Source organism: Paenimyroides ummariense (genome assembly GCF_900115115.1).
GTDB classification, from domain to species: domain Bacteria; phylum Bacteroidota; class Bacteroidia; order Flavobacteriales; family Flavobacteriaceae; genus Flavobacterium; species Flavobacterium ummariense.
This window is the reverse complement of record NZ_FOVI01000050.1, coordinates 1-11,147: the sequence shown is the minus strand read 5'-3', so window position 1 is coordinate 11,147 and position 11,147 is coordinate 1. Positions and strand designations below refer to the sequence as shown.

Here is an 11,147-nt window from a genome sequence, read left to right as displayed (position 1 = left end):
GTAATCCATGAACTGGAATTCAGTGGTTATTTTCTGATTACCTGGGATATTGTACGGTATAGTACCAGTTTGGGATTGATGCACATTGGACGTGGCAGCGGTGCCAACAGCATCATTGCCTATTGCTTGGGTATTACCGATATTTGTCCTATAGAGCTCGATCTTTATTTTGAACGCTTCCTAAACCTGAACCGTAAAACCCCGCCCGATTTTGATATCGACTGGAGCTGGCAGGACCGAAATACCATCTTGGAATATATTTTCAACCGTTACGGTAAAGACCACGTAGCCTTTTGTGGTACCAACGTAGAATTCAAATACCGTTCTATTTTCCGTGAATTGGGTAAAGTGTTCGGACTCCCAAAAGAGGAACTTGATGCACTGGCAAAGAACCCTATGGAACGGCACGACGATAATTCGGTGGTAAAACTGGTACATAAATACGGCAAGATGTTGGAGAAGTACCCTAACCAACGGAGCATGCATTCCTGCGGAATCATTATTTCCGAAGAACCTATTACCAATTACACCGCACTCGAAATGCCGCCAAAAGGCTTTCCCATCGTTCAGTTCGATATGCACATAGCTGAAGATATCGGTTTTGAAAAGTTCGATATCCTCAGTCAGCGGGGTATCGGAAGCATTAATGACGCAGTAAAATTGATTCAGCAAAATCGGGGGATTGATGTAGATATAAGGGATACTTCACTGTCAAAGGATGAGGTTGTTTGCAACGAATTCCTGAGCCGCGGACAAACCATCGGTTGTTTTTACATCGAATCCCCCGCCATGCGCGGGTTGCTCAGAAGGCTTAAGTGCGACAATTATAAAACGCTGGTAGCGGCATCTTCCATTATCCGTCCGGGTGTGGCACAGTCGGGTATGATGAAGGAGTACATCTTCCGGCACAATTACCCTGATCAGTTCGAATATTTCCATGAGGTGTTTCAGGAACATCTGGGCGATACCTACGGCATTATGGTGTATCAGGAAGACGTCATCAAAATCGCCATGCATTTCGGCGGACTCACAGCTGCAGACGGTGATATCCTGCGCAGGGCAATGAGCGGCAAGGGTCGTTCGCTGGCGGCATTACAGAAGGTGAAAGATAATTTCTTTGCTTCATGTACGGCTAAAGGGCATAGCGAAGCATTAAGCCGCGAAGTGTACCGTCAGATCGAATCCTTTGCAGGCTATTCGTTCTGCAAGGCGCATTCGGCTTCCTATGCTGTAGAAAGTTACCAAAGCCTTTACCTCAAGGTATATTACCCTTTGGAATTCATGGTGGCGGTAATCAACAATATGGGGGGCTTTTACCGTACCGAAGTTTACGTACACGAAGCTCGTATGTCGGGTGCCGTAATTTTAAACCCCTGTGTCAATAACAGCGAATACCACACCACGCTTTACGGTAACAATGTGTATCTGGGATTTATGCACCTGCAGGGACTCGAAAGTAAGTTGGGTGAACACATACCAAAAGAACGTAAGCGCAACGGTGATTATAGTTCTCTGGAAGATTTTATCCGCCGCATCCCTATAGGTATCGAAGCAGTACAGATACTTATCTTTATTGGTGCGTTCCGTTTCACGGGCAAGAATAAAAACGAGCTGCTGGTACAGGCACGTTTGCTTTTGGTAAACTTTAAACCCGAAAACCGCAATCTTACTTTGTTACAGGAGCCGGTGAAAGAATTCAGACTTCCTGAACTGTCCCGTTCAAAATTCGAAGATGCTTTTGACGAGATTGAGTTAATTGGTTTTACAGTATCGTGCACACCTTTCGATCTGCTGCAGACAAAGCATAGAGGTGAAGTAATGGCTAAAGACCTGATACACCATCACAAAGGCGAAGTAAAGATGCTGGCGTACCTTATTTCCCGCAAACACGTACCCACAAAAAAAGGGGCTATGTTCTTTGGTACATGGATCGATGTGGAGGGAAATTATTTCGATACCGCACATTTTCCCGATTGTCTGGAACAATATCCGTTTCAAGGAGGCGGTTGTTATTTATTATTGGGCAGGGTAGAGGTCGATTATCATTTTCCAACGATAACGATACTTAAAATGGCAAAAATGCCGTTCATCCCCGATCCGCGTTATTCGCACGACAAACAGCGCGAATTCGATGTGCATCGTCAGATAAAGGAAGATGTTTCCATGACCCAGCGTAAACCTTATCCGCAGGAACATGAGATAGGATTGCCTAGACGTAAGATCAATGAACAGTACAACATTAAAGATGTAATGAATAACATACAGTAAACAATATATGAAACTTTTTAACGATACCGAACTATTTACAACAGGCAGCAGAGGAACCAAAGAGTTTAATCTGCCAGATGCCGATGTAATGCTGATTGATAATTTTTTCAGCAAAGAAGAATCCGACAATTTTTATGATAAGTTATTAACCGCAACCCCATGGCGTGAATATGAAATGCCAATGTACGATAAAATTGTTACGGCACCCAGAATGATTTCCTGGCATCAGGATAAAGAAGAGAATATACCCTCGGGTAATGCACCCGAATTTACTGCCGACCTAAATAAGATCCGCGAGCGGGTAGAAACAGAAACTAATCTAAAGTTCAATGCCGTGCTTTTAAACCTGTACCGCAATGGCAGCGAAAGTGTCTCATGGCACAGTGATAAGATCGCAAGGTCGGGTAGTAATCCAATCATCGCATCGGTTACTTTCGGCGAAACACGCATGTTCCGCTTAAGGCATAAATTTAGGAAAGAGGTGCCTCAGGTTGATATACCGTTGTATCACGGCTCGTTCCTGATAATGGCAGGCAAAACCAACAGTTTCTGGGAACATGCAGTCCCAAAAACTTCAAAAGAAGCGCTGCCACGAATTAATCTTACATTTATAAGAGTCATAAGATGAATTGAAAATTTTTTTTAGTAAATTCAAACGTCATCAGGTGTCAGCCAATTGCTGATTAAAATCGTAAATTTGAAACAGATACATTAAAATAGATTACAGGGATCATAGCAAATGAAGAAGATGGAATATGCGGTGGTAGATATAGAAACTACGGGCGGAAGTGCAGGCGGAAGCAGAATAACCGAAATAGCTGTGCTTATACATAATGGGAAAGAAGTGATCGAACGTTGGGAAACCCTTGTAAATCCACAACAGCACATACCATTATACATTACTGCTCTTACGGGAATCAGTAACGAAATGGTTTATGAGGCACCTTTGTTTCAAGACATCGCTAAAAAACTGTTACAACTGCTCTCTAACCGCATTTTTGTGGCTCATAACGTTAATTTCGATTATTCGTTTGTTCGTCACCAACTAGAAGACGCAGGTTATAAATGGACAGCACCTAAATTGTGTACGGTTCGTGCAGCACGCAAAATCAAACCTGGACTTCCCTCATACAGTTTGGGTAATCTTTGTCGTTCACTTGGTATTTCTCTGGAAAACCGCCACCGTGCCGGCGGTGATGCCGATGCCACAGCTGTGCTTTTGTCGTTACTTATCAACGACGGTGCTTTAGAAATTCAGAAAATGATTAAAAAAACGGCACCGGATCAGCGGCTGCCGCCAAACCTGCCTCCAGAAGATTTTGAAAATCTTCCTGAAAAACCGGGTGTTTACTATTTTTACAATGCTCAGAAAAAAGTTGTGTATGTAGGTAAAGCGGTAAACCTTAAAAAAAGGGTAGCTTCTCATTTTTCCGGGCATAAGATTACACCTCAAAGACAGCATTTTTTGCGGGACATCCATGGTATTTCTTTTGAAGTATGTGCTACCGAACTCATGGCATTACTTTTAGAGTGTTCGGAAATCAAAAAGTTATGGCCAATTTACAATACTGCATTAAAAAGGTTTGAACCTAAATACGGTCTTTATGAATATACTGCACGCAACAGTTACAGATACTTTGCGGTTGGTAAGGTGAGCAAACTGATGCCATGTATAGAAGTTTTTAGTACTATTAACGAAGGCATCAGCCTGCTGCGGAATCTGCAGGAGCAATTTGAATTAGATTATCGTTTTTGTAAATATGCCGTAAACACCGAAAGTGAAAATGTGGTTGTTAATAATCTTTCTGATTTACCGTTGGTAGAGAAGCATAATCAACAGGTACAACAAGCAGTAAATTTTGTAACGGAACTAAAACCGAGTTATTATATTTTGGATAAGGGTAGGACTAAAAACGAGCAAAGCTGTATATGGGTTCAGGACGGGCACTTTTACGGCATGGGATATATTTCCAATGAAGCAGTTCTTACAGATGTCGAAGAGCTAAAAGACTTCCTTACCCGTTATAAAAGCAATTCCTATATAATGCAGCTCATTTCCGCGTTTGCAGTTAAGTATCCTCAAAAAGTCACTCAAATAACCTAAGGCGACTTTGAAAAATTATGGTACAATGAAATAAGTTAGACCATATGTTGGATCCTATGGGATATTCTCAAAACTGCTTTAAAAAATCCCAGCTTAAACTTTAAACTGGGATTTTGTGTGAGATACATCAATTTTTTACGTTCCGTAATAAATCGATCTTTTTAATAATTTGTAAACTACTCATGTCTTCTGTAGTGTGTCTGCGAAATTTTTTGAAATTTTCATTTACTTCATTTACTAAGCAATCTCTAATCTTTAGCATTTCGTCTTTTGTAAACATACCTAAGAATAAGTTTTATAATAAAGTTAAAATTTTTTTTTATTGTATAGTTAATCTCTAACTTTTTTTCCGAAATTTTAAAAATAGACTTATTTAAAATTGCTACTTAGTAAAATAAAATTGGTCAGTCAACATTATTAAACTGAAACTTCAAATTCTTTTCATTTCCGAAGTCATCAGATATCCATACTTCAAAAGATTGTGTTATTTTGGATGTTGATGTGTAGTACAGTCTGAATTGTTTCTTGGGTATCAAATACAGATCGTTAGGCAGGTAAGGCGGTTCATCATAATACTGTAAAGTACCTCGTCCGTCAAACTGGAAATAACGCAGGTAATATTTATTCTCTTTGTAACTTCCGGTTGACTCGATTGATATCCTGATTTCGACTGTATCTCCATCAGCTATTTCTTTTGGCACCGGCATGACGTTTACCTCAAACGGAAAATTCTGCTGTATTTCGAGTTCATCCGCTGTGTTACATGAAAATATAGAAAATGAAGTTATTAAGATTGCCAGCAATCCAAATATCGGTCGTAATATCATTTTGAATTTATAAAATAGTTCTTTCATTGTTTTTATTTTAAAAGTTAAACCGTAATCCTAAACCCAGAGATGGTCGAAACTGTTCCACATCTGTATTCCAATAAACTTTTGTTCTAGCTTGAATAAGTAAAACCATCCAATCTGATAAGTAGGTTTCTAAGGTGAGGCGTCCACCTGCACCGTATATGAAGTTGTCTTCAGTCATCATTTTAGCTCCGTCATACAACATCGTTTCACCACGGTTTAAACTCTCATATCCCACAATTCCTGTTAATCCGAAATTCAGTACGATGTTCTTTTGTGCATCACTCAACAAAAAGAAACTGTAACCACCTTCTATAGTATAGGTTTCTTGTGGTATACTTGTGGATTTGTAGGCGCGTTGCTTTTTGCTATATTCAAAACCCCATAGTTGATAATTGCCTTTTTTGCTGTTTACAGTCATTGCAGCACTAATGTGATAGTCAGTAGCTTTTTGATAATGTGATAAAAGACCTGCAGTTATTTCCAGTCCTTTTTGTTTGGGTAGCATTCGCTGTGCTGTCGCTAACGTAATATTTAATAAAACCATTAGGACGGTGTATATAAATTGCTTCATATGAGTAATTTAGTTGGTTAAATCTTAAGGTGCATATCGCTTACAACACGTGCTTTTATAAGATCGCTGTTTTCAATTTGAATTGTTTGATTTCTTGCCCCGTTCTTTTCAAAAATCTCAATTAAAAGTATCTTGTCACTACTTGTTGTAAACCGATCTAAAAGGTAAACGTTTTGTTCTGTTGAATTTCCTTTGATCTCAATCAGTGGTTTATAGGTTCGTAAGGGTATTATTGATTGTTGCTGCACAACTGTACGCTTGGCTACTTTTTTATCTACTATTTTGAAATTGATGTATTCTATTTCAAAGGGAACGTTGGAACTGTTCTTTACTTCCGTATGGAAATAGTATTTACCATTATGCATGTATATTCCCTTAAGCGTAAAGCTGATACCGAAACTTTTAGATCCCAGATGTTTTAAAATTCGTTTGTTGTCGTTGTGAATGGCTTCAAAAAGTAAATCGGTGAGAGAGGGAGTTGTTTCTCCTAATTCTTCAAACAGTACATCGTTCAAATTTTCTTTTTCCAACTGCTTTTGCATGGTCAGTAGATCGTAACTCAATATTTCGGGATAAGAGCTGTAATAGACGTTAAAACTGTAAAAGCGACCGTCATTCGTGATAACCGAAAAATTTGTTTCGTCTTCAAAATCTCGTACAGTAGCTTTGATGCGCAGCACATTTTCAGCTTCGTCCGCTTTCCCTGCTATGAGATAGTCACTTCCCAAATCCACGTAACGGATTGCTGATGGAAAAATCAGATGTGATGTCTTATCATAGGTTACATCCAATAAATAAGATTCTATCTTGCCAAGTGTAAGTGGATATTGGTTGCTGTCCTGTGCAATACAGTTTAAAGTAAAACTATACATGATAATAGTTAAACAAATGATTTTTAAATATTTTTTCATATTTAATATGTTTTGATTAGTATTATTTTTTTGAAACGAGGAACACCTGATGACCGCCTTTTAAGGTTACTTTCGGGGTGCGTGCTTTTTTGGAAAAGTAACCTGAAATACCCTGAATGACACCACGGCTCAAGTCTGCAGCAACCTGTTGTCCGGCAGACTGAGTCAGCATCAGGCTGCTTCCTGATGTCTGGCTCATATTAGCTGCCATTTCAGAAGCTGCATTTATTTCAGGTGAGTAGGGTATGTATAAACCAGGTTGACCGTCCAGATCATAAATCGTCAGATCAACAGGTATTATAGTACCCTCCAGTTCTATTGAGTTGATTTTTAGTTGCAAGCGCCCTGCCTGCAATTTGGCAACAGCACTTACCAGAGTACCTTGTGGGATTATTCTTCCGGAAGTTTGAGCGGATTCGAGCAACCGCAATCTGACTCCTGTATCTGAAATAATGGTCTGTGTTTCCAATACCATCGCCTTAATGCTGTTTTTGGGTTGGGCAGTCTCTTTTTTAATTATTGGCGAGTAGAACTCTCTGTTTCTTTCCTCTGACCAATTATTTAAAAACTCGCTGTCGGTTGGCTCACGATACAGAGAGGAAACGGTGTTCTTTGACTTGGAAATCAGTGGAACAAATGATTCTTTTGAACTTGTTTTAATTGCAGTTTTATCTGTAGTATTTGTCGAAGTAACTTGTGGTAGATCATTGTTATTTAAATTAGTACCAGGTAAATATTTAGCAGCCATCTGATAAGATTTTTCCATCAGTGCTAGTTGGTCGTCAACGGTCGGAGGTTTTGGAATATCCTTTTCTGCTAATTCTCTTTTCAATTCCTCCAACTGCTTGCGCAGTTCCTGCGTCTCGTTGTTGTCTTTTTCATAAAAAGAGTTCAGAGTTCCCTGTGCAGATTGGTAGCTGTATACATGTGAATTGGATGTGCTTTCGTTTTTTTTACTATTTCCAAAAGGGTTGCTTTCCTTTTCTGATAGACTGATATTCGGACTTTGTTTTTCTTCTGTATTCCAATAGTCTGCAAGGGTGGTAAGGGTACTGCGTTTTTCCTGGTCTTTCTGCAGAAGCAGTTCCTGTTCGTAGGCTTTTCCTTTGTCATCAGGTAGTCTTGAACCACTGGCTTGCGGAACCACATCGTTTAAACCGACATTCTCAATTGTCTGTTTGTCTTCAGACGGTTTAAATATCAAATACATACACCCAAAAAACACGATACCCATCAGACCGAATATTAACGGCTTCTTGAAGCGTTCCAATTTATTTTGTGTACTTTCTGTTTGATGATCGGTGTCTTTTAAAGTCCCTTCGGTTACTTTAACGACTGTCTTTTTGTTTTCATTTTCTTTCATAAATCATTGTTTATTAATAGATTTCTGATTTTGTGGTCTAAGGAGTCTTTGTACGGACTGTTTTTCATGACAGGATTTTCAATATGTTTTATTCGCATCTTAGCTCCATTAGAACCTGTGTCGTACCATATTTTGAAAATCACGGTAATGGTAAGCAGCAGGTATCCGATAAAAAGGACTATTAGATACTGATGCTGTTTCTTGAGCGATAATCTTTTCCAGCGTATATCGATTTTATCAAAATACCTGTGAATGGTTTCTTTCAATTTTTTCATACTATATGGATTAGCGCTCAATAACTTCTAGATCCCTATTTTCCAAGATAGTAAATTTTTCGATGTTGAATCCCTGAGGGTTATTATCTGAACGAACGGAGTTTACCAGATAGCAGGAAGTAACCAGACTTCTTTTGGTCACATTGCTTGAGCGGATGATAAACTGCTTGCTGTAGGCTTTAACTTCGTAGGGATATCTGTCGAAGTTGCATACCACACTGTCTACTTCGGTGCGCTGCTGTACATTTCCGGAAATGATTCGGCTGTAGTAGCCTTTTTCAGCCAGATCTTTGTAATAGTCAAAGGCACTTTTATCCGCTAGGTTAAAGGCACGCTTCATATTGCTTTCTATGGCATGTTTATCCGGTGCCAATGTGAAGAACAGTTCATGGAACCGCCTAACGTGTTCCCTTGCTTCTACGGGACGGTTGATGCTTGCATCTTGCGATAAGGCAAGCATTAATGATTTACCGTTGTCCAAGACGTAAATTTTCTGGCGCTGATCCTCTGCAAAGCGGTAGGATTGCCAAACGGCGTATCCAACCACTGCAATGCAGAGAATGGCGAAAACAACAGCATACAGTCTTATCTGCTGAAAGCTGTTCTCTATATTTCTCAAGGTTTTAAATTCCATTTTCTTAAATGATTTTGGATTGTTGTTTATTTTAATAATTGTCCGCTGATGTTTCCTGTTGCCGAGCCTGCGCCGGCACCTGCGATGTTTCCGGCTTTCATTGCGGTCTGATTGACGTTTCTCGTAAAGTTTCCTGCGCCTCCTGCCTGAATGATCCATCCTGTAACAGTTGGAATGGTAAAGTATCCGATGATACCGATGATCATAAAGATGATGTACACCGTATTGGAGGTGTCGGGTATATAGGTTGGATCAGCCAACATCTGTATGTCCCTTTCCAATATCAGCGACTGAATTCTGGCAAGCATGGAACTGAAGAGATCCGCTACGGGAAGCCAGAGATACACGCTGACGTATCTGGTGAGCCACTGGGTGAGGGTGGATTGAAAACCATCCCACACTGAAATAGCAAATGCAATCGGACCTAGTATGGAAAGTACGATCAGGAAAAAGGTTCGGATGGTATCAATAACCAATGCTGCTGCCTGAAAAAGGATTTCCAAAAGGTTGCGGAACCAGTCTTTTAAAGCTTTTTCAACCTGATAAGCAGTCCGATCCATGTACATTCCTGCCATCGTACCGATGTCTGAAGGTGACCAACCCAGTTCTTCGAGTTTCTTATCGAACTCTTCATCTGAAACCATATAGGCAGTTTCAGGATTCCGAACCATTGCTTCGTATTCCAACTGGTCTTTCTGTTGCTGCAATTGGTTTAAGTCTAGTACCTGATCTTCAAGGATGGCATGTGTTCCGGTAACGACAGGGCTTAATACAGCATTTATGGTTCCCAAGACGATAGTCGGGAAAAACATGATACACAATCCAAGGGCAAAAGGTCGCAGTAGTGGAAACACGTCGATAGGCTCTGCACGACTCAATGCCTGCCATACTTTTAATGCCACATAGAACAAAGCGCCCAGACCGGCTAATCCTTTTGCCACTGCCGCCATATCGGCGGCAAGGGGCATCATGTCGTCATAGAGCGAACGCAGGACTTCATGAAGGTTGTTCCATTCCATAACCTACCAGTATTTTTGGTTTGATCTGCCGTACAGTTCCAAAACCCTTTTGGAATCGTTCTTTTTCTTTGCACGCAGGTAGCTTACTGAAATGTTCTTGTTGGTATAGTAGCGTACCAAGCTGTGGTAGTCCTTCACCTGATTGTACACACGGTCGATTACGTCCATGCGCTCTTTGTCGTTTAAGGAAAGGGTGGAAGAGGTTACGATCTGTTTCAGTTCCTTTAAAAGCTCGGTACTCTCGCTCAGTAACGCTGAGTAACCGTTACCGATAGCAACGAGTTCCTGCGAGGTAAAATGGGGATCGTTCATCATCTTGCCGAAGTTCTGTACGTACATCTCCGAAACGTCGCCTACAAGCAGTACGGTCTGCTGTACCTTTCGGGCATCCTTTACCAGGTTGTTGATGGCTTTTAGTTTGTCGTAATACTCCTTTCCCTGATTATAGACTTTCTCTACTTCCTTGAAGTTTTTAATCACGTTGCTCACCGTAGTGGAAGTCTGTACGATTTCGTTGGCACTGTTTAAGATTCCTGATGCCAGGTTTGCGGGATCGGCAACGATAAACTGCGCATTTGCTGAAGTTGCTGTTAGGACTGCTATCATCCCAAACAACAGGTTTACTAATTTTTTCATTTGCTTAATTTTTAGATTGTTAGGTATTAGTCGGTTTTCTCGCGTCGTTGGAGTGCGATCTGTTTGATGGAGAGTTCTACATTACCTCCGAGTTCGGATGCAAGCTGCATCACTTCCAGTTTTTCGCTTTCTTCAGTGGTGTAGGCGAGGTATTCCTCCAAGCTTACTTCTGTGGCGTAAACAGCCGAATGGGTACCTCCCAAACCAATCCATACTTCCTTGTAAAGCCTTGACGGATCATTGTTCATGTTGATGGACAATACCTGTGCTTTTTCCTTGTCTGTAAGTCCCAGCATTGCCTGTATGTCGTCAAACTTGTTCATGTACTTCCGCTGGTCAAGCAGGATCTTACAATCGGAATTGTTAATGATGCTTTCCTTTACAATTGGGGACTGGATGATATCATCTACTTCCTGAGTTACCACGATGGCTTCTCCGAAGAACTTACGAACTGTTTTAAACAGGTATTTGATGTATTCCGCCATTCCTTCTTTAGCAATAGCTTTCCATGC

Annotated in this window: 12 protein-coding genes; 3 read left to right on the top strand and 9 right to left on the bottom strand. The window is 40.5% G+C overall.

Annotated elements, in window-relative coordinates; genetic code table 11:
• From dnaE to BM253_RS16840, 3 genes are all read left to right on the top strand, one after another.
• A partial coding sequence (dnaE, locus tag BM253_RS16850) for a DNA polymerase III subunit alpha (RefSeq protein WP_091526633.1) occupies positions 1-2,268 on the top strand: 2,268 nt, incomplete at its 5' end.
• Positions 2,269-2,275: 7 nt separating this feature from the next.
• Positions 2,276-2,896 carry an alpha-ketoglutarate-dependent dioxygenase AlkB family protein gene (locus BM253_RS16845; protein WP_091526631.1) on the top strand — a complete coding sequence of 207 codons (621 nt, stop codon included), beginning with the start codon at positions 2,276-2,278 and terminating at the stop codon, positions 2,894-2,896.
• Between the two features lie 111 nt (positions 2,897-3,007).
• Complete coding sequence (locus tag BM253_RS16840) at positions 3,008-4,372, top strand: exonuclease domain-containing protein (RefSeq protein ID WP_091526629.1); 1,365 nt, start codon at positions 3,008-3,010, stop codon at positions 4,370-4,372.
• Between the two features lie 404 nt (positions 4,373-4,776).
• Here BM253_RS16840 and BM253_RS16835 read toward each other — a convergent pair whose 3' ends face one another.
• The 9 genes from BM253_RS16835 to BM253_RS16795 all read right to left on the bottom strand — a co-directional run.
• Positions 4,777-5,226: a DUF3872 domain-containing protein gene (locus tag BM253_RS16835; RefSeq protein ID WP_091526626.1), complete on the bottom strand. Its 450-nt coding sequence runs from the start codon at positions 5,224-5,226 to the stop codon at positions 4,777-4,779.
• Positions 5,227-5,236: 10 nt separating this feature from the next.
• Positions 5,237-5,731: a conjugal transfer protein TraO gene (locus tag BM253_RS16830; RefSeq protein WP_245758527.1), complete on the bottom strand. Its 495-nt coding sequence runs from the start codon at positions 5,729-5,731 to the stop codon at positions 5,237-5,239.
• Between the two features lie 83 nt (positions 5,732-5,814).
• A complete protein-coding gene (traN, locus tag BM253_RS16825) occupies positions 5,815-6,708 on the bottom strand; it encodes a conjugative transposon protein TraN (RefSeq protein WP_091526621.1) in 894 nt (297 codons plus the stop codon).
• A gap of 22 nt (positions 6,709-6,730) precedes the next feature.
• Positions 6,731-8,071, bottom strand: a complete 1,341-nt coding sequence (gene traM / locus BM253_RS16820; RefSeq protein WP_091526619.1) for a conjugative transposon protein TraM — start codon at positions 8,069-8,071, stop codon at positions 6,731-6,733.
• A complete protein-coding gene (locus BM253_RS16815; protein ID WP_091526635.1) occupies positions 8,068-8,346 on the bottom strand; it encodes a nitrogen regulatory IIA protein in 279 nt (92 codons plus the stop codon). The genes traM and BM253_RS16815 overlap by 4 nt, the downstream gene beginning before the upstream one ends.
• Positions 8,347-8,356: 10 nt before the next feature.
• On the bottom strand, positions 8,357-8,980 hold the full coding sequence (gene traK / locus BM253_RS16810; RefSeq protein ID WP_091526616.1) for a conjugative transposon protein TraK: 624 nt from the start codon (positions 8,978-8,980) through the stop codon (positions 8,357-8,359).
• A 26-nt stretch (positions 8,981-9,006) separates the two neighbouring features.
• On the bottom strand, positions 9,007-9,999 hold the full coding sequence (gene traJ, locus BM253_RS16805; RefSeq protein ID WP_091526613.1) for a conjugative transposon protein TraJ: 993 nt from the start codon (positions 9,997-9,999) through the stop codon (positions 9,007-9,009).
• A 3-nt stretch (positions 10,000-10,002) separates the two neighbouring features.
• Entirely contained in the window at positions 10,003-10,635 is a 633-nt protein-coding gene (locus tag BM253_RS16800; RefSeq protein WP_091526611.1) for a DUF4141 domain-containing protein, read from the bottom strand.
• Positions 10,636-10,661: 26 nt separating this feature from the next.
• The coding region (locus BM253_RS16795) for a TraG family conjugative transposon ATPase (RefSeq protein WP_143095705.1) at positions 10,662-11,147 on the bottom strand (486 nt) is incomplete at its 5' end.

What these genes read in the sequence shown, in the direction of transcription:
- BM253_RS16845 (WP_091526631.1), top strand. Translation starts at nt 2,276, where the DNA reads ATGAAACTTTTTAACGATACCGAACTATTTACAACAGGCAGCAGAGGA.
- BM253_RS16840 (WP_091526629.1), top strand. Translation starts at nt 3,008, where the DNA reads ATGAAGAAGATGGAATATGCGGTGGTAGATATAGAAACTACGGGCGGA.
- BM253_RS16835 (WP_091526626.1), bottom strand. Translation starts at nt 5,226, where the DNA reads ATGAAAGAACTATTTTATAAATTCAAAATGATATTACGACCGATATTT.
- BM253_RS16830 (WP_245758527.1), bottom strand. Translation starts at nt 5,731, where the DNA reads ATGCTACCCAAACAAAAAGGACTGGAAATAACTGCAGGTCTTTTATCA.
- traN (WP_091526621.1), bottom strand. Translation starts at nt 6,708, where the DNA reads ATGAAAAAATATTTAAAAATCATTTGTTTAACTATTATCATGTATAGT.
- traM (WP_091526619.1), bottom strand. Translation starts at nt 8,071, where the DNA reads ATGAAAGAAAATGAAAACAAAAAGACAGTCGTTAAAGTAACCGAAGGG.
- BM253_RS16815 (WP_091526635.1), bottom strand. Translation starts at nt 8,346, where the DNA reads ATGAAAAAATTGAAAGAAACCATTCACAGGTATTTTGATAAAATCGAT.
- traK (WP_091526616.1), bottom strand. Translation starts at nt 8,980, where the DNA reads ATGGAATTTAAAACCTTGAGAAATATAGAGAACAGCTTTCAGCAGATA.
- traJ (WP_091526613.1), bottom strand. Translation starts at nt 9,999, where the DNA reads ATGGAATGGAACAACCTTCATGAAGTCCTGCGTTCGCTCTATGACGAC.
- BM253_RS16800 (WP_091526611.1), bottom strand. Translation starts at nt 10,635, where the DNA reads ATGAAAAAATTAGTAAACCTGTTGTTTGGGATGATAGCAGTCCTAACA.